This is a genomic window from Streptomyces sp. NBC_01077 (assembly GCF_045162855.1).
In the GTDB taxonomy this organism is placed as follows: Bacteria; Actinomycetota; Actinomycetes; order Streptomycetales; family Streptomycetaceae; genus Streptomyces.
Genome location: NZ_CP108669.1, coordinates 484,567 through 502,549, shown reverse-complemented (window position 1 = coordinate 502,549; position 17,983 = coordinate 484,567). Strand labels below are relative to the sequence as shown.

Here is a 17,983-nt window from a genome sequence, read left to right as displayed (position 1 = left end):
CCCCACCCTCGACCACACGAACCTACTGGTCCTCGACCTTGACCAAACACATAGGGGCACCCCCCGCACAAAGCACTCCGCCCACCCTCACGCCGCGTTCACCCACTGCTCCGCGACCGACCGCAGCCGCGCAACGTTCCGGCTGCGCCGCTTGCGCCACGTCACCGCCGAAACCCCCGCGGCCAACCGGGACTCCTCACACACCTCACCCGCGATCTGGCGCGCCCGCGCCCGCGTCAGCAAGCCCTTCCGCATCCCCCACAGCAGCAGCTCGGCCAGCTCGGCCTGCGCCGGATCCAACTCCTCGGGGGAGTCCGCGAGTCCACCGGCCACGGCCTGCTCCGCCAGGGCGTTGCGGCACGCGACCTCCGCGACGTTCTCGGCACCTGGACGCTCCGCCAGCGCCGGATCCCACTCCAGCCCCTGAGGGTCGTCCTCCCGCAGCTCCCGGCTCGCGCGGTGCAGCGTCTCCAACAACACGTTCGCGGCGACCTTCTGACTCCGGCGCAGCGGATAGGAGCGCACCACCCCGTACAGGTTCACCACCACGACCTGCCCGACCTCGTCGAAGTCCCGCCCGGGCCGCAGCAGCGACAGCGTCATCCGCACCGCCCCGTCCAACATCGCCTGGACGACCACCCGAGCCGCCAGCCGCGCCTCCGCGCCCTCGCCCGAGGCTTCCTCCAGAAGAACCCCCATCCACCGGTCGCTGTGCTCACGGCCCAGCCGCCGGTCCCGCACGCCGATCCAGCCGAGCAGCTCCTCCAACTCCGCAGGCCCCTCGCCCCGGCGCAGCACGCCGGCCTGCTCCAGCCAGCCCCGCACTCGCTCACCCGAGCCCGGCTCAGCACACACCAGTGCCCACTCGGCGTTCAGTCCCTTGAAGACACGGATGTCCACGACACGGCCCCACTTCCTCGATGACGTGTCGTCGACTGTCCTCAGCGCCCCTGACCCAGAAAGTGACCCAGAGCCATAAAACTGCAGGTCAAAAGGTTGCCCGACCGGCAACCCGACCCAAACCCCAGCCGGGTCACCCCTCCCGGTCCTCTGGGTCACCATCCGATGCGCAAAGGAGTCCCCCGGTTCCGCGTATCAGCGGCCGTTCACCCGAACTGCTCGACCCGCCAGGGAACCCGCCTCGTGACCCGGCTGCTGCTCCGCGCTACAACTACCCCGGCGGCTGGCTACCGCCGGTTTCGTTGGGGGAGCGCCCCAGGGGGCGGCTTCGAGCTGATCGCTCGGGGAGTCTCGGATGCGGCGATGCGAGGCTGCCCCTCACTCTGGGCGTCTCGCTCGGCTGGACGCCACTGACGGCGGGGACGGCGCCAGCGAGGGTCCGCAGCGGCGTCTGCGCACTCGCCCTGCTCGTGTTCCGTGAGGCGTCCCATGAGTCCGCCGTTCATCCGGGCCCTTCCTCACGAGCGGGACGCTGCTTGGAGTGCCCCGGGCACCGGCGGTGCCCGAACCTGGTTGCCCCATCGGCCAACTTGAGCCCGCCGAGCGGGTCGCGCTCGACCAGGGGGCGACGGCATGAGTGAAGGAAGCGCGGCTGCGAGCCGAGCGCGGGTGCCCGCTGTCGACGGAGGGAGCGGCGGGGGTCAGGGAGATCTGTGTGCCGGGGCCTTCGCCGGCGGGGCGGAGATCTTCGGCGGTCACGACGAGGCGGCGGATCCGCGCGCTGGAACGCCATCGAGTCCAGGCTCCGGAAGACGCTGACTCTGAGGTCGTCGGTGTGAGCGGAGGGCTGCGGGAGGGCGAGGGTGCGTTCGGTGGTGGAGCCGTCGGCGAACAGTACGGCTAGGGTGAGCTTGCGGGCGGTCGATCCGCGGCCGCGGATCCGCTGCCCGAGGGTGGTGGTCAGGTCCAGCAACGTTGCCCGCACGAGGAGGACGGGGCCGTACACGTCGCGGTCGAAGGCGCTGGTGGACTCGGGCATGTGTCGGCTTGTCGCACCCCACTGGAGACGCTCAGCCGTGAAGAGGCCCGCCGGGCGCTGGTCGAGGGCGGGATCCGACGTGCGGAGTCTGACGGCCCGATTCCGGACTCGGCGTCCTCGCTGACGTTCCGGAGCCGGGCCTGGCTGGGACGCAGCAGGCGGCGGCGCAGGCTCGGGTGGTTCCAGGGGCGTAGTTCTCCTGGTGGCGGGCGCAGACGAGAGAGTCGCTCGTTCGCCCGGCCCTGGCAGCCTCTGGCCGCGTCGCCGTGGGGGATCGTGAGGCGCCGGTACCCGAACGCGGAGTGCGCTCGCCGGCAGATGAGCCGGGTCGCGTACCGGTCAGGCCGCGGAGCTGGAGGGGCCGGGATCTTTGGGATCGGCGTCGGTGATTCGGCGGGCCAGGACGTGCTGGGCGGGAGCCTGGTGCCCGCCTGTGGCGAGGACGCGGACCTCGTCGTGGTCGCTGATCTCCGCCCGGATGATGCCGGTGGGGTCGGTGTAGACCGGATGGCCGCCGGGGCCTTTGGAAGAGGTGCGCTCGACGGTCACGACGTCCTGGGCCGAACCCGTGTCGTCGGAGAACACCAGCTCGTATCGGAGTGGGCTCATTCCGCTCATTTTACGCCGCAGGCTCGGCTACGCCCCCGGCCGACCGACCGAGAACCCGCTGGTTAGAGTGGTGCCAGGCCGCGCCGCCGCACCAGGGTCGGGCGCGAGACCGGGCCGACTGTCGACCACAGCGTCCCGGGCGACCGACCGCCCCCCGCTCCGTCTCGTCCGGCCCACGGCCGCCTGCCCCGGAAAGCCCCCCCGGCCCTGTCGCGTCCACCAGGATGCGCCCCGCGAGGATGCCGTACGCCCTCCTCTCGAGACGCATTGCCTGCCCCAGGTATTTGCGGTAGGCGACCGTGCGGAGCCATGCCCGGGGGTGCTCCAGCTCGCGCCACTTGTCCGGGAGCAATGTCAGGAACGCTTCGTGCGCGGCGTCAGCCGCGCCGTGCACACTGGCTCCCAGGTTCATCAGGAAGACAGTCACTTTTCGCATCTCGCCGATGTACAACAAGGCATCGAACTCGTCCTGATTCCGAGGCTGCGTCTGGCCGTGGCAGTCCGGATTCGGGATCTCTCCCCGCCATGTGGCCGTGATGGGGGCTGGAACCTCGGTCACAATCACCTCTCTCCGGCCGGGGTCAGCGCCGCCGACCAGAATCTCCACGGCATGCTCGGAGGACCGCTCCGAGAGCCGACTACCCGGGCGGCAGCAGCCTGACCCGCTCCGAGAGATCCTGCTGAGCGAGTTCGGCGCGCCGCATCTCAGCCCGATCCCGGACCGCCTTGTACCCCAGCCGTGCACAGAGCCCAGGGAGTGAGAGCACCCCCGTCACGATCACCGTCACCAACGTCGGATCCACGACCTGCCTCTCGACCTTCTCGGCGCTGTCGTCCGCATCTGGGCCTTAAGAAGTGCCATCACGTCGGGAATGGCGCGCTTGATCAGCTCTGCCTGCGCCGCATCCATGTCGCCGGAGCACTCCTACAGCAGCACTGTTACGTTGTCTGATGACGTGACAGTGCCCCGCCACGGCCTGAGCAACAGGCCGGCCAACGACCTCTTCCTGCCCTCATAGACCACGCCCTCGACAACGTGACAAGGCCCTCACAGCGCATCGAAGCTCCGTCGGCGACAAGCGACGGAGCTTCGATCTTTCCGGTGGCGCCTGACCCGACCAGCACATTTGCAAGATCACACTGACCTTGCAGGAGCCCCGGGGGTCGGCCTGGCCGTGCGGGAGGCCACCTGGCGAGGCACGTGCCGCGCGAAGCCGACAATGCTGCCTCACACCCAGTCAAGCCTGGTTCGTTTTAGAGGAACTCGTCAGAACTGCGTAGTGGAACACGAATTCTGACACTTGCCGTCGTCAGTGGCGCTGCACGTAAACATCCAACCGCAAGTGTACTGATCACGGCAAACGAATCCTGTCTCCGTGCCAGCATCAACAGGAAGGGTCTGCAGGGCATCAATCTCAGACATATTAGCTCCTAATGGATAGTATTTGAAACTTACGCAGCCGGAGAAACTGCCGCTGGCAAATTTCGCCCAGTTGCTGTCGATCTCATAAGATCGCGAGGTGCAACAAAAGGGAGGTTATGGGCGCCCGCGAGCAGTCGTCGTGAGTAGCTGATGCCTAGAAGGCCGATGAAGATCCTATTGAGAGGCCTGCGGGGCCGGACAGATGACCGGCCTGGTGCGCCCAGCGGCTAGAGAAGCTCGGCATGGTCTGGTCGCTGGCCGAAGAGCGGTTCCAGGAGAACCATCAGGCCGCGAAGGCGTACTACCAACAGCACTGGCGTTGTGCGCGCCTCACTGGACGTTGTGCGTGCCTCGGACCGGCGACCATGCTGGACAAGCCGATCGGGCAGTGGTTGTCGTGGCCGGCGCAGTGGCAGCGGCACTTCGCCGCGCTGCGCGGGCTTGTACGCGACGAGGAGGGGCCGGACCAGGTGATGCCGGGGTTCACCGTGCACGGGATGGACGTGGGGAAGTGGCTGGTCCGGCAGCAGACGCCGGGGGTGTGGGCGGCGCTGAACGAGGGGCAGCGCGAACGCCTGGTGGGCCTCGGCGTCGTCCCGCCAGCCCCGTGGTGGCGCCGGGGTGTGCCCGCGGAGCCGTCCACTGCCCCTATGAGCGCCTTCGAGCGGGGCGTGGCCGCGCTGGCTCAGTACGCCCACGCCTCATTCGAGGTGAGGAACCCCGTAGACGTCATCTCATTTGGTGAGTCTGCGGTAGCAGATGAGGGTACAGGCGATGGCTGTGAAGGCGAGGAAGTGCTCTGCTTTGCGTTCGTAGCGTCGGTGGAGTCGGCGGCAGCCGGCGAGCCAGGACATGGTGCGCTCGATGGTCCGTCTGCGGCGGCCCAGTCGTTGTGAGGGCTCGACTCCTCTGCGGCGATGCGGTGGGTGATGCCACGCTCGCGTAACCCTCGCCGCAGGTAGGGGCAGTCGTAACCCTTGTCGGCGTGGAGCTTGGCCGGCTGGCGCCGTCTGCCTCCGCGACGGGAGCGGATCGGCGGTATGCCTCTTGGCCAGAGGGATCAGTGCCTGGCTGTCGTGCAGGTTGGCCGCCGAGACTCCGACGGAGATGGGCTTACCGGTCCGCTCGGTGAGCAAGTGGATTTTCAGAGCCGTACTTGCCCCGGTCGGCAGGATTCGGACCTGTCGGTCCCCCTTTTCAAGGCCCGCATGTTCACCGAGTCGACCGCGCAGCGGGTCCAGTCCAGATCGCCGCCGCTCCCGGCGTTGCGTGGGGCGCGGGTGCTCCCGCACCTCTGCTTACTGACTTCAGCTCGTCGGGGTGAATCTGTGTGAAGTCCCTGACGGGTGAAGGCGGGTGGCTGTATCCGTGAGGTGTGAGATATGCAGATGGGGGCGGGCTGACGCCGACGGGGCGCCGGCGTCGGGAGACGGTTCGGATGCAGGCGGCTGAACTGTTCGAGCAGCAGATCAAGCCGTCGGAAGTCGCACGGCGGCTGCGGGTGAGTGTGAAGTCGGCTTATCAGTGGCACCAGTTGTGGCGGGATGGCGGTGTTCAGGCGCTGGCCTCCCGTGGTCCGAGCGGGTCGCGGTGCCGGCTGTCCCCGCGGTCTTTGGAGAAGCTGGCCGCGTATCTGGAGCAGGGGCCGGCCGCGCATGGCTGGGTGGAGGACCAGGTGTGGACCGCCTCGCGGGTGGCCACGCTGATCGGCAGGAAGTTCCATGTCTCCTACAGCGTCTCGGGTGCGACCCGGCTGATGCACCGGCTGGGCTTCAGCCCGCAGGTGCCCGCCCGGCGGGTCGCGGAGCGCGATGAGCAGGCTGTCGCCGTATGGAAGGAGGCGACCTGGGCGGAGGTAAAAGGGCGAGGGCGGCCTGCGGGGGCTACGTCTGCTTCGAGGACGAAGCCGGGTTCACCCGCAGGCCGCCGCGGGGACGGACCTGGGGCCGGCGCGGAGTGACCCCGGTTGTCACCATCAGCGGCCGCCGTTCGGGCCGGCTGTCAGTGGCCGGGCTGATTGCAATGCGGCCGGGTTCCCGGACCCGGCTGTGTCACCGCCTGCGGAGTCATCCCGCGGGGAAAAGTGCCCGTCGCAGTATGGGCGAGCGGGACTTCATCGCGCTGATCGACGGTGTCCACCAGCTGGTCGGGGCACCAATCGTGCTGGTCTGGGACCGGTTGAACACCCACGTGTCCCGCAGGATGCAGGCCCTCGTGGCCGAGCGGGCATGGCTGACGGTGTTCCTGCTGCCCGCCTACTCGCCCGACCTCAACCCCGTCGAGTGGGGGCCCACGTCAAACGCAGCCTCGCCAACCTCGCCGTCATGGCCCTCGACCAGCTCGAAGCCCTTGTCCGTAACAGGCTCAAACGCCTTCAATACCGGTCCCACACCCTCGACGGCTTCATAGCGGGGACCGGCTTGACCCTCGTCGAGCAACTATCACCCTGACGAGCTGACGTCAGTAGACGCTACGAGCCGCCACTGAGAACACAGCCCGCCAGCCGTGCGCCGCTCGCGCAGGTGCCCATGCTCGCCCTGGCGTGCGAGAGGCGGCCTGGATGTGCGAAGAAATGTGCAGAATGGCTGTTACCCGGGCTGGTCACGCGGTTGGCGGAGTGCGCCGGGTGCTGCGACCGGTGGTGCGGGGGAGTGTGTAAGGGCTTGCGGTTGATCATTGGGCGGGTGGGTGTAGCTGTCAGTGAATGTCAGGGCCACGTCTGCCGCGTATCTGTGTCCGGTACAGCCGTCGGTTACGGAAATGTCCGTACCCGGTAACGGGCCCCGTGTGGCGCTCTGGCGGGGTGGGCGGGGCGGCAGAGTTCGGGTCCTCGGCCCAGCACCGGACCGGGACCTGCGCCGCTTTCACCAGCTTCTTTCGGCTGGTGGGGCACTGTTTTTGAGGATCGCCCATGTCTGCTTCTTCGACCGCCCGCCGTATCGCCGCGACCGTTCTCGCAGCCGGCGCTATGGTCTCGATCGTCGCCCTGCCGGCCTCCGCCCACGACGGCGACCGTCACCGGACGCCGAAGGTGGAGATCAGCGCCGTCCAGGCCGACAGTCCCGGACGTGACAACCGCACGGTGCGGTCGCTGAACGCCGAGTGGGTCGAGATCACCAACAACACCCGCCACGCGATCAACCTTGACGGCTGGACCCTGAAGGACGAGGACGGTCACCGCTACAAGTTCAACGACTACCGTCTCGCCGGACGTGCCACTGTCCGCATCCACACCGGTGAGGGCCGCGACACCCGCACGGACCTGTTCCAGGACCGCCGCAACTACGTGTGGGACAACCGCTCCGACACCGCGACGCTGCGCGACGACCGCGGCCGCACCGTCGACATCGAGTCCTGGGGCCACCACCACCGCCGCTGACCCCTCCCGTTGATGCCCCCTCCTCCGCCACGTCCCGGGCGGAAGACGGGGCACCGGCGTGTGGTCGGCCGGGTACGTCGAAAGCGGTGCGCGGGCCGGCCACCGCGTATGGGCAGCGCAGGCCCGGGTCGGGGAAATGCTCTGCGTGGTGAGGGGGCGCCGGTGCCGGGAAGACCAAGGCCGGGCGGACCGTCGCCTCTCGTACCTGCACCACCACCCGGGTCGACAACGGCGGAGCGGAGGTGTGCGTCGTGACCTGCACCTTCCCGGGCGGCCAGCTCTCGGTGCAGGGGATGGTCTTCGGCCATCTCATCCCAGGCCCTCCCTCTTCGTTCGGTAAAGGGATCGCCGGCGGCACCGGGGAGTACGACCGGGCTCGTGGCTCGGTTCACGCATACATGATCGCTCCGGGAGCGAGGCGTTTCACGATCGGTCTCGACTGAAAGGCGGGTGCCACCGGGCCCGTTCAGGGCGGCGTGGGGCACTGCTATGTCTTCGTGTTGATCGTGTCCCCCCGCGCCGCTGGCCTCCCGTGGGGAGCCGGGAGGGAGGCGCGGCCATGACTGCCGCGGGCGACGCGGAGCAGGGCCGACGGCCAGGTCGGCGGGTGAGCGGTGCGGAGGGGCCGCGTGCCTTCGCCCTGCCACCGGGACGGTCGGGTACGCCAGAGTCGTGCACGAACCGGTCAACGGCATGTGCATCCGAGGTCAGCGGTGGCCCGCGAGGCGCTGGTCGTCGTTCGCCCAGGTCCCTGTGGACACCGCAGGCCGGGTCGGCGAGCTCGGTGGCACACGCGGCGGCGTGTATGCGGTCGGGGGAGTCCATGTCGGGGATCCACTTGACGCATGAGCCCGGCGGCCGGCGACGGTTGGCCCATCGGATCGGGTCTGGTGGAGCGTCGAGAAGTCGGCTGTGCCGCGGGCAACCACCCGCGGTGAGCGCCGCGACGACGTGGGGCCTGTCACCGGCTGATGGCGGGCCCCATGGTTCGTCAGACGAGCGCGGGACGGCCGACGTCGGTTGATCCCGTGCGCCCTGGGCGTCAGCAAGCACCGCTCGTGCCTCCTGGACGAAGGCGTGACGGCGCTGGGCGACCCCGCGGTCAAGCTCGGAGTCGTGCCTGCGGTCTCCTGACTCGGCCCACGCCAGGAGCGAATCTACGTATTCCGATGCCCTGTCGACTACCTGGTGTGGGCCGTCAAGGCTCAGCGCAGCTCACTTCGGACAACGGAGTGGTGAGGGAGGTAGCGATGTCCCCGGGCTCACCGTCGAATAGCCGACTCCGCACTTCGTCCACCGCGCTGAGGTATTGCACACAGACCTGATACCGCCGGTCGACAGAGCGGACGCGGCGTTGTCCGTCGAGGGTGGCTTGCACGGTCGATATCAGCGCGCCCGCCTGCGCCTGCCCGGGCGCCTCTGCGGCGGCGGCTTGTCGGTGGCCGGCCTTCCACGCGAAGAACCCCGTCGTGATGCTGCCCAAGATGGCCGACCCAGCGGCGATCAGGGCGATCCCCCACTCACTCATGCCGGGATCCTGTCATCCGGGACTGACACTGCGGGGTCGCTTCGAGGGCTTCCGCTGCGAACGCGTTGTCCGGATTCATATGGCTGATCCAATGTCTGCCGGATTGTCAGTGCCGGGCCTTACCTTCGAGCCAGGAGTTCTTCGCGGGCGGAAGGCGGGTACGTTGGCGAACATCGTCTGGCACGAGAAGTGGGGCATCGAGCTGGACCTGACCCGGGATGACCTCGGGCACGAGAGCATCCCGGGGCTGTGGGATCTGCTCTACCAGGAGGCACAGGTCGACGCGCTCAGAAACGTGCCGCTGCCCAAACGCGGTCTGCAGTGCGGCGGCGTGTGCCGCAAGGCGGGCGCCGTCGCGTGGATGTACTTGCGGGAGCGGAACGGGCGCAGGGAGGCTGTGCACGAGCGGTCTGAGGACGAGGCGCGCCATCGGGCACCGCTGTCGGACGAGCACAAGGCATACCAGGAGCGGATCGTCCGTACAGCGCAGAGCGCGGGTTTCCGTGCGGACAGTGAGGTGCGCACTAGTGTGGGTCCTCGGTCATGGATCCAGACCGACACGCTGGTTCAGGGTGAGGGCGGGCGCCTGCTCGGGTGGGAGGTGCAGCTGTCGTCCGCCGGCGTCGAAGGCCCGCGTAGCGTGAAGGCGCGAGCAGCGAAGGCGGCGAAGCATGGGATCACGCCGGCGTGGCACACCGACCGCTCGGACTACGCGAGCCGGAGGGACACCCACTGGACGCGAAGCGACAGCCTGCCGGCGGAGGTGATCGCGAAGTCGGGCGACCTGCGTGTGGTGTCGGGGTTCAGGGCGCTCGACTTCTGGCGTTGTGACCATCGCGCCCTGTACCGGTGCCCGGAGACGCAGCGGCGGTGTGTGAGATGCACGTGACGCCGAAGCCGAGGGACGTGTTCTTCGACGACCTGGTGCGCAAGACGGCGGCTGGACTGATCGTTCCTGTCGAGCACAGCCTGGGGTCGAAGGTGCAGCGGTTCTGGGTGACGGACACGGATCAGGAACGGCTTGAGGACCTCAACAGCGGTCGCCCGGTGTTGCCGTCGGCCGATCCGGAGGACGAGCGGGAGCTTCCCACCGGCGCCAGCCACCGCGCGCCGACGTGTCGGCCGTCCGACCAGACTGCAGCTGTCCCCTCCACCGAGCCCGTCGTGACGACGGGCTCGATTCCGATCCAGCCCTCTGCACCGTCCCGGCCGGTCGGGGCGTGGCCGTCTGCGACGCCCGCCCCTGCGCAGCCGCCTGCACCCCCTGAGACCGCAGCGCCTGCGATTCCTCGGCAGTCAGGGCCGGATGGGGCTGTTGCACCGCTCCATCTGGACTGGCGGGGGAGCGAGCACTGGGCGTCTGAGAAGCGACCGTGCCGGTATTGCTCGGTCGCCACGAACCTTCGAGACGAGGAGGGTGTGCCGTCGCACAAGACCTGCGCGGAGGCTCTGGGGCCGCGGCGTCCGCGGTCTGCCAGCCCTGGCGTGTAGAGGGTCCGCCGAGCGGGTCTGCTCTGGCCCGGCGGGTTGTGAACCACCTTGCTGTCGTCGGCCCCATCGCTCCGGGCGAGGAGGAACCCGGCCGCCGCGACGGTCCGCCGCTGCCTCGAGGAACACCCTGACCGCAGCCGGCCGCGTTCACCGTGGCCGGCGGCCCGTTACTCGCCCGCGCCTTTCCCCGATGGGGCGCAGGAGAGCTCTCCCCGGCTGGGTGCGGAGTCTTGCCGGTCGGCACCAGTCGTGTCATGGCGCCACGCATGAGTGGTGACTGCTCTGGTTGCTCGCAGGACCGCATCCGGAGACTGAACACGTTTGAAGGTCAGCCCGAGCACGGAGGAATTACATGTCAACGAAGTTCAAGGGACGCCGTTACCGGCTCGGCCTGCTGGCAGGAGTCGCATCCGTTGCCCTTGGCCTGCTCGGAGCGCTGCCCGCGCAGGCGGCTGTGGGCGGGGACTGGGTGGGCAAGGGGGGCTGACCGGTTCGATGTGGATCCCCGATAGCGTACTGGTGTGCTCGGGGAGCCCGCGCAACGGCGTCCTCTCGTGACACATAAGCTTGCGTTCAAGGTTTCCCCTCGGCCCTCCGGCCCGGGGGACTTTTTGTGGCGGTTTTTGTCGGCGGAGTGGAGGGGTGCGGGGGGCTGGTGGTGCGGCCGGTCCGGGTGGCATTCTGCGGTTTCGCGGGAGTGCCCAGGATCCTGAGGAAGCGCTGATAGCCGCGGCAGACGCGTCCGGGGTGAGCCGGTCCGGTGTGAGGGGTTTCTCCCGGGGCTGCGTAGATCGCTGGTGAGGGGCCGGCCGAGGCAGGCGACGACTGCACACGTCTGCCTTCACCAAGACCTTCAAGGCCGACATTGCACCGGTGCACCGCGCCTCCGGCGGGAGTCACGCCGTGGTCGCCCGCAGGGGCGAGAACCGCAGACTGGCCGCCGGTTGGCTACATGTGGGCCTTCGCCGCCCTTCCGCCCCAGGCATCACGGGCCCACTGCACCGCTGCCGAGAGGGAGGTGAACGCCACACCCCACCCTGCGTAGCCTCTTCAGCAGGACTCTGCGGCCGTTCTGCGACTGCCTGCAAGACCACACCCTTTTACGACCCTGAGCGAGTTTCACCGGCAACTTCGCACTGGTCGCATGAGCGCCTAACCTTGACCCGGCAGCGATACATGAGATGCCTCATGGGCGACCGGATACCGAGGTCTAGCACGCGCTACGCGTGCCGCCCCGCTGACTGCCTGGCCGCCTTCCGCGGCCTTGCCGTGACCATCTGCTGCTACGAACACCTCATCACATATGGCGCGGTCTTGGAGGGGTAGGAGCCCGAGCGCACCGGAGAGTACGAAGACTGCGCCGGCACGTACGTGGCGAGCACCCGGCCGGTCTGCATCGGTTGCTCCTGCTGCACATGTGCGCTGAAAAGATGCCCTTCAGTGTCGGCCCTGCAGCCGAACCGCCAGTCCACGCCGCCGGCGGTGTATCCCGCCAAGGTCGGCACACTGCGGTGGACCTGTCGTACGTGCGACGCAACACCCCCGCGCGATGGGCGATTTCAAGCCAAGTCGTTGACGCGGTCCTGACAGGGGCTGTACTCGGCTGTCACCCTTCGTCTACTCCGCATCTCGCATGTCGAACGCACCAACGTTCGATCGCTCCACTGCTTTTGCATGCGCCACCCGGCCGAGCCCCGTCCGGTCGGCCGGTACCCCCCTCGCAAAAGGAGTTCGCGTGAGATCCATATCCAGCCGTCGTGCCACCGCGACCGGCGCTCTGATCGCTGCCGCCGCCATGCTCGCCGCCGGCGTGCAGACCGGCTCCGCCACTGCGGCGAACACCTCCTGGACCGCGGCGCCCAAGGCCCAAGCCGGCGGCCAGGCCAACCCCGGCAAGCTCCCGGCCGACCTCACCCCCGCCGAGCGCACCGCGCTCATCAAGGCGGCCGACGCCGGCAAGGCCGCCACGGCCAAGGAACTCGGCCTCGGCGCCCAGGAGAAGCTGGTCGTCCGTGACGTCGTGCAGGACCGCGACGGCACGACCCACACGCGTTACGAGCGCACCTACGCCGGACTGCCCGTCCTGGGCGGCGACCTGATCGTCGCCGAGACCAAGGCCGGCGCGACCACCGGTGTCACCAAGTCCACCCGCGCGGAGCTGAAGAACATCTCCACCTCCGCCACCGTGGCCCCGGCCGCCGCCGAGAAGCAGGCCGTCGGCCTCGCCCAGGCGGACGGCTCGGACAAGGCCAAGGCCGACCGCGCCCCGCGCAAGGTCGTCTGGGCCGCCAACGGCACCCCCGTCCTCGCGTACGAGACCGTCGTCGGCGGCCTCCAGCACGACGGCACCCCGAACGAGCTGCACGTCGTGACGGACGCGAAGACCGGCGCGAAGCTCTTCGAGTGGCAGGCCATCGAGACCGGCACCGGCAACACGCAGTACAGCGGCCAGGTGACGCTCGGCACCGCGCCCTCGTACACGCTGACCGACACCGGCCGCGGCAACCACAGGACGTACAACCTCAACGGCGGTTCATTCGGCACCGGCACACTGTTCGGCAACACCACCGACACCTGGGGCAACGGTCTCCCCTCCAACAGGGAGACCGCTGGCGCGGACGCGCACTACGGCGCCGCGCTCACCTGGGACTACTACAAGAACGTGCACGGCCGCACCGGTATCCGCGGTGACGGCGTCGGCGCGTACTCCCGGGTCCACTACGGCAACGCGTACGTCAACGCCTTCTGGTCGGACTCCTGCTTCTGCATGACGTACGGCGACGGCGCGGGCAACACCAAGCCGCTCACCTCCATCGACGTGGCCGCGCACGAGATGACGCACGGCGTCACCTCCAACACCGCCGGCCTGGTCTACAGCGGCGAGTCCGGCGGCCTCAACGAGGCCACCTCGGACATCTTCGCGGCGGCCGTCGAGTTCTACGCCAACAACGCCAACGACCCGGGCGACTACCTGGTCGGCGAGAAGATCGACATCCGCGGCAACGGCACCCCGCTGCGCTACATGGACAAGCCGAGCAAGGACGGCTCGTCCAAGGACGCGTGGTACTCGGGCCTCGGCGGCATCGACGTCCACTACTCCTCGGGCCCGGCGAACCACTGGTACTACCTGCTCTCCGAGGGCAGCGGCGCCAAGACCGTCAACGGCGTGAACTACGACTCGCCGACCTCCGACGGCCTGCCCGTCACCGGCATCGGCCGGGACAAGGCCTCGCTGATCTGGTTCAAGGCGCTCACCACCAAGTTCAGCTCGAACACCAACTACGCCGGGGCCCGCACGGGCACCGTCGCGGTGGCCACCGAGCTGTACGGCGCCGGCAGCCCCGAGGTGCTCGCGGTCGAGAACGCCTGGGCCGCCATCGCCGTCGGTTCCCGCCCGGGTGGCGGCGAGCCGCAGCCGGGCAAGGTCTTCGAGAACACCGCCGACGTGTCCATCCCGGACAACGGCGCCGCGGTGACCTCGACGGTCAACGTCACGGGCGTCACCGGCAACGCCCCGAGCAACCTCTCCGTCGGTGTGAACATCGTCCACACCTGGCGCGGTGACCTCGTCGTCGACCTCATCGCCCCCGACGGCTCGGTCTACAACCTGCACAACCGTACCGGCGGCAGCGCCGACAACATCGTCCAGACCTACACCGTCAACGCCTCCTCCGAGGTCGCCAACGGCGCCTGGAAACTCCGCGTCCAGGACAAGGCCCGCCTCGACACCGGCTACATCAACAGCTGGAAGCTCACCTTCTAGTACAGCCGTATTGAAGGAACGGCCTGGCCGAGCCGCCCAGGGCCCCGCCGGGACGGGGCGGGCGCTGACCTGCCGGAGGCCGTCCGGGACACGACGCCCCGCACACCTCAGCCCGCCGACGCACATGTCGAACAGCGCCGCCTGCCCGCCACAGCGAGGGAACTCATGAGGGGGAGGCCTGTCGGCCAGTCGAGCTGCACGACCGGGACATCCCGGTCGTGCAGCTCGCTGATCACCACGTCGGCGATGGGGTCGTACAGGCTGGTGACGACCACGTGTGCTAGTCACTGGTCGCCGTCGCTCCCTGTGTCGCTGTCCTGGGTGAAACCGTTGGTGTCGGGGCTGGTGCCGGTCGAGGTTCCGTGGCCCGGCATCTGGGCTTGATCCGCTTTGACGGACATCGGAGATCAGGGGCTTGGGCCCCGGAAGGATGATGTTCATCATGGAGAGCATGGGGAAGAAGAAGGCGCGTCCTCGGCGCTCGTTCACGTGGGAGTTCAAGGCCGAGATCGTCGAGCTGTGCCGGCGGGGTGACCGCTCGGTCGGTCAGGTCGCCAAGGACTTCGACCTGACCGAGACCGCGGTCCGCGACTGGGTCCGCCAGGCCCAGGTCGACGCCGGTGAACGTGACGGCCTGACCAGCAGCGAACGCGAGGAACTGGCGGCTCTGCGGCGGGAGAACCGCCGCTTGCGCGAGGACGTCGACATCCTCAAGCGTGCGACGGCTTTCTTCGCGACGGAGACCCGGTGAACGTGGACCCGTTCACCGAGGCGGAGAAAACAGCAGGTCACACCGTCAAACGGACGTGTGAACTCCTCAAGGTCTCCCGGACCGCCTACTACGCCCGCCGCAACGGCACCCCCGGCCCCCGTTCGGTGAGAGACGCCGAGCTGACCGAACAGATCACAGCCGTCCACCAGCAGTCCCGCGGCACCTATGGCGCCCCGCGCGTCCACGCTGTCCTTCAGCGTGAAGGAGCCGGCTGCGGGCGGCGCCGGGTCGCCCGTCTGATGCGACAGGCCGGCCTGACCGGCCGGCACCGCAGGCGCCGCCACCGCACCACCGTTCCCGACCCGCACACGGTGACCCGGCCTGACCTGGTGCTTCGCGACTTCCAGCCCGACCCCGCCGCGATCGACACCCGCTGGTGCGGGGACATCACCTACATCGCCACCGACGAGGGCTGGCTCTACCTCGCCACCGTCATCGACATCGCCTCCCGCCGCGTCGTCGGCTGGGCCACCGCCGACCACCTGCGGACCGAACTCGTCGCCGACGCCCTCACGGCCGCCTGCCGAACCCGCCGCCCGGCCAGCCCGGTGATCTTCCAGTCCGACCGCGGCTGCCAATACACCAGCAGTGAACTCGCCACCCTGGCAACAGATTTCGGCATCAGGCTTTCAGTCGGACGCACTGGCCAATGCTGGGACAACGCCCTCGCCGAATCGTTCTTCTCCACCCTCAAGAACGAGCTCGGCGACAGCCGGCCATGGCCCAGCCGGGCCGCAGCCCACACCGCGATATTCGAGTGGACCGAGAGCTGGTACAACTTGCACCGGCTCCACAGCAGCCTCGGCTACCGCAGCCCCGCCGAATACGAGACCGCCCTCGCAGCCTGACCACCACACCAAACGTGTCCGTCAAAGCGGAACAAGCCCAATCACCGCTACAGTTCGATCACATCAGCTCTTTCGGCCGGTACGTGTTCCTTCACCTGACCGAGGCCGACTGCTGCGCGAACCATCGGTCGGTGACGATGAGAGCGGGCGATAGGTCAAGGCCGTCAGGTGATGACTCCGGGAGCGCTGGCAAGTGCACTCTGGTCTGCTGAACTTCGGACGGGAAGCGGAGCCCCGATAGAACTGGCAGCCGGCCAAGTCAACCGTTCACAGCACCGGAGGCTCTGCTGTCCGGTCAGTGTGTCATCACGCGTGATCACGGTAGCCAATGGCCTGTTCGCCCACGGGCACCTTGGGGAGCTCGCCCAGATCCACCCGCTTGAGATGGCCGGTGTGGCCCTCGCCGAGACCGGTGCCGTTCAGCAACGGCTGCCGGAGGATCTCCGCCCGGGTGGTGGTTTACCTGCTGCCGGCCGCAGCCCCGTTCGAGGAGTGCGGCTACCCGGCTGTGCGGCGCAAGTTCACTGCCGCACTGGTGCGGGCGCCCTGCTCGACCTGCTGCGCGGACCGGCCACCGCGATCCCAACAGGCTCCCTGACGAGCGAGCTGGAATGTCTCGCTCAATCGCCCGGCAGTCTGCCCGCTACGCGCCTTCGACTGTCGCCCCTCAGGCTTCAACTCGAAGGAGCAATGCAGGGCGAAGATCATTCCGTACTCCACGATCATGATGAGTAAACACTCCACTGTTTCGCATCGCGGAAGGAGGTGACCGGCAGGTCTTTCCGGGGCGAGCGGGCGGGTTGGGGTCAAGGCGACCCCTGTGGTACCGAAGGGGACTTCACGTGATAGGACCAATAGTTCGCGTCAGGCATGCGGGAGCTCAAACTCGCAATTGTCCTGAGGGTTCCGGAGGTCATGGAACGGCCCCCTCTGCAGATGCGAGGCCCTTCTCCTGGGGCAGTCGGATTGGAATGCCGAAGCGTGTAAGCGGCTTTTCGTGCGAGCAGGAGACGCGGCAGAGCGAGGCTGGACGCGCAGGTTCTCACTACGGGGCGTCGGCCCTTCGCGTCGTGTCCGGGTTCACGGTGGCCGACAGGTGCTGCCGCCCCAGGCGCTCCAGCCGTGATTCCTGTCCGGGCGCGGAGCCGGACGGTCTTCTGCAGGCGAGCCGGCGTCGTGGCTGGAGATTCGGCCGACGGACGCCGGCCCTCCAGGCGACGTGTGGATTGGAGCCCTCTCGGTGATCTCTCCAGGCCTGACGGTGCTTGGCCGGATGCGCTGGTCATGGCAAGTGCCGAGGGGGCGGGCTGTCGAGCCTGACGCGAGGGGTGATCGGGCATTCTTCGACACCGGGGAAGGAGTGGAGTGCTTCTGCTTCGCCACTTTCTCGTGAAGCCAGCCCAACGCGAAGAGCACTTCGTACTCCATGATGGCGATGAGCAATCGCTTCTCTGTTCCACATTGCGAAGGGCCAGGGCGGGAGGGCTAAGCGAAGCGGGACGAGCTCGCACAGGATCACCGTGCTTATCCATCGCCTCCCGTAAAACCTACGGCGTCCCGGATCCACGCCGAACTGAGACGTCTGGGCCGGCGGGCGAACCACAAGCGCATCGCCCGGGTGATGCGGGAACGCGACATCCGTGGTGTCACCCGCCGCAAGCGGCGCTCGCTGACCCGGGCGGACAAGAAGGCCCGGCCGTTCTCCGGCAGCGCCGCCCGGCCCGGTTCGCCAGCCGGGTGCTGCCGGAGTGGACCGTCCGTGCACAGCCCCAGCGCAGATGCGGCCAGAGCACGGCAGGCCCGCAGATGACAGGAGCCGTAGCCGGGCAGGTGTCCTGGTCGACCGCCCACAGGTCGCCGCCGGCACCTGGCCGTGGCGCTGCGTCTCTGCCTTCCAGCGGTTGCGGCGCCGGACGCAGCTCCAACTCGTTGGTGCGGGAAGGCCGTTCAGGGCGGACGTGGCAGCGTCGCTCCTCCGTCATCCGGGTCGCCTTCAACGGCTCGGCAGCGTGCACGAAGTCGCTCTTTCCTGCTTCAGTGGCCCGCGTCTCCTGGCACCGCTGATCGTGGACGGTGCACAGATCCCTTTCTCCCATCTGGGCCGTTTCCAGTCGGGCACGACCGCGCACCAGGGACAGACCGAGTGCCGGGGCGGGATGCGGATCACGTCATCGTGGAAGAGCGCATCGCAGCCGGGGCCGTTGATCAGAGCGGTCAGTCATCTCCAGCTG

At 68.5% G+C, this 17,983-nt stretch carries 14 protein-coding genes and 2 pseudogenes; 10 read left to right on the top strand and 6 right to left on the bottom strand.

Translation table 11 applies throughout. From position 1 onward, the window contains the following. Positions 1-87 precede the first annotated feature (87 nt). The 3 genes from OG462_RS02215 to OG462_RS02205 all read right to left on the bottom strand — a co-directional run bounded on the left by OG462_RS02215 (position 88) and on the right by OG462_RS02205 (position 2,548). A complete protein-coding gene (locus OG462_RS02215) occupies positions 88-900 on the bottom strand; it encodes a hypothetical protein (protein WP_406053955.1) in 813 nt (270 codons plus the stop codon). A gap of 502 nt (positions 901-1,402) precedes the next feature. Further along, positions 1,403-1,939 carry a hypothetical protein gene (locus OG462_RS02210; protein ID WP_406053953.1) on the bottom strand — a complete coding sequence of 179 codons (537 nt, stop codon included), beginning with the start codon at positions 1,937-1,939 and terminating at the stop codon, positions 1,403-1,405. A 339-nt stretch (positions 1,940-2,278) separates the two neighbouring features. Beyond that, positions 2,279-2,548 carry a DUF6296 family protein gene (locus OG462_RS02205; RefSeq protein ID WP_406053951.1) on the bottom strand — a complete coding sequence of 90 codons (270 nt, stop codon included), beginning with the start codon at positions 2,546-2,548 and terminating at the stop codon, positions 2,279-2,281. Between the two features lie 1,665 nt (positions 2,549-4,213). Between OG462_RS02205 and OG462_RS02200 the strand changes: the two are divergent. Beyond that, positions 4,214-4,504: pseudogene (locus OG462_RS02200) on the top strand (helicase); the annotation flags it as partial. A 201-nt stretch (positions 4,505-4,705) separates the two neighbouring features. On the opposite strand, the gene OG462_RS02195 reads toward OG462_RS02200, so the two are convergent. Beyond that, the gene (locus OG462_RS02195) at positions 4,706-5,263 is read right to left on the bottom strand and encodes a transposase (RefSeq protein WP_406053949.1); all 558 of its coding nucleotides are present in this window, start codon (positions 5,261-5,263) and stop codon (positions 4,706-4,708) included. 107 nt (positions 5,264-5,370) lie between these two features. Here OG462_RS02195 and OG462_RS02190 point away from each other — a divergent pair, with 107 nt between their 5' ends. From OG462_RS02190 to OG462_RS02175, 4 genes and pseudogenes are all read left to right on the top strand, one after another. Further along, positions 5,371-5,931 (top strand): winged helix-turn-helix domain-containing protein, encoded by a 561-nt coding sequence (locus tag OG462_RS02190; protein WP_266977486.1) that lies wholly within the window; start codon positions 5,371-5,373, stop codon positions 5,929-5,931. Continuing rightward, positions 5,817-6,421 (top strand): annotated as a pseudogene (locus tag OG462_RS02185) (transposase). Before OG462_RS02190 ends, OG462_RS02185 begins: the two are co-directional and overlap by 115 nt. Before the next feature lie 461 nt (positions 6,422-6,882). Continuing rightward, entirely contained in the window at positions 6,883-7,350 is a 468-nt protein-coding gene (locus OG462_RS02180) for a lamin tail domain-containing protein (RefSeq protein WP_406053947.1), read from the top strand. Positions 7,351-7,601: 251 nt separating this feature from the next. Continuing rightward, a complete protein-coding gene (locus tag OG462_RS02175) occupies positions 7,602-7,793 on the top strand; it encodes a hypothetical protein (protein WP_406053946.1) in 192 nt (63 codons plus the stop codon). A gap of 755 nt (positions 7,794-8,548) precedes the next feature. Here the strand turns inward: OG462_RS02175 and OG462_RS02170 are convergent. Next, positions 8,549-8,878, bottom strand: a complete 330-nt coding sequence (locus OG462_RS02170) for a hypothetical protein (protein WP_406053944.1) — start codon at positions 8,876-8,878, stop codon at positions 8,549-8,551. A 163-nt stretch (positions 8,879-9,041) separates the two neighbouring features. Here OG462_RS02170 and OG462_RS02165 point away from each other — a divergent pair, with 163 nt between their 5' ends. After that, a complete protein-coding gene (locus OG462_RS02165; RefSeq protein WP_406053942.1) occupies positions 9,042-9,767 on the top strand; it encodes a hypothetical protein in 726 nt (241 codons plus the stop codon). A gap of 2,337 nt (positions 9,768-12,104) precedes the next feature. After that, positions 12,105-14,132, top strand: a complete 2,028-nt coding sequence (locus OG462_RS02160) for a M4 family metallopeptidase (protein ID WP_406053940.1) — start codon at positions 12,105-12,107, stop codon at positions 14,130-14,132. A gap of 107 nt (positions 14,133-14,239) precedes the next feature. On the opposite strand, the gene OG462_RS02155 is transcribed toward OG462_RS02160, so the two are convergent. Next, positions 14,240-14,407 (bottom strand): hypothetical protein, encoded by a 168-nt coding sequence (locus tag OG462_RS02155; RefSeq protein ID WP_406053938.1) that lies wholly within the window; start codon positions 14,405-14,407, stop codon positions 14,240-14,242. Between the two features lie 167 nt (positions 14,408-14,574). Here OG462_RS02155 and OG462_RS02150 point away from each other — a divergent pair, with 167 nt between their 5' ends. The 3 genes from OG462_RS02150 (at position 14,575) to OG462_RS02140 (ending at position 17,562) form a co-directional block, all read left to right on the top strand. Beyond that, complete coding sequence (locus OG462_RS02150; protein ID WP_406053524.1) at positions 14,575-14,883, top strand: transposase; 309 nt, start codon at positions 14,575-14,577, stop codon at positions 14,881-14,883. Further along, positions 14,880-15,752: an IS3 family transposase gene (locus OG462_RS02145; protein WP_406053522.1), complete on the top strand. Its 873-nt coding sequence runs from the start codon at positions 14,880-14,882 to the stop codon at positions 15,750-15,752. The genes OG462_RS02150 and OG462_RS02145 overlap by 4 nt, the downstream gene beginning before the upstream one ends. Before the next feature lie 1,561 nt (positions 15,753-17,313). Continuing rightward, the gene (locus OG462_RS02140) at positions 17,314-17,562 is read left to right on the top strand and encodes an IS3 family transposase (RefSeq protein WP_406066315.1); all 249 of its coding nucleotides are present in this window, start codon (positions 17,314-17,316) and stop codon (positions 17,560-17,562) included. Positions 17,563-17,983: the final 421 nt, after the last annotated feature.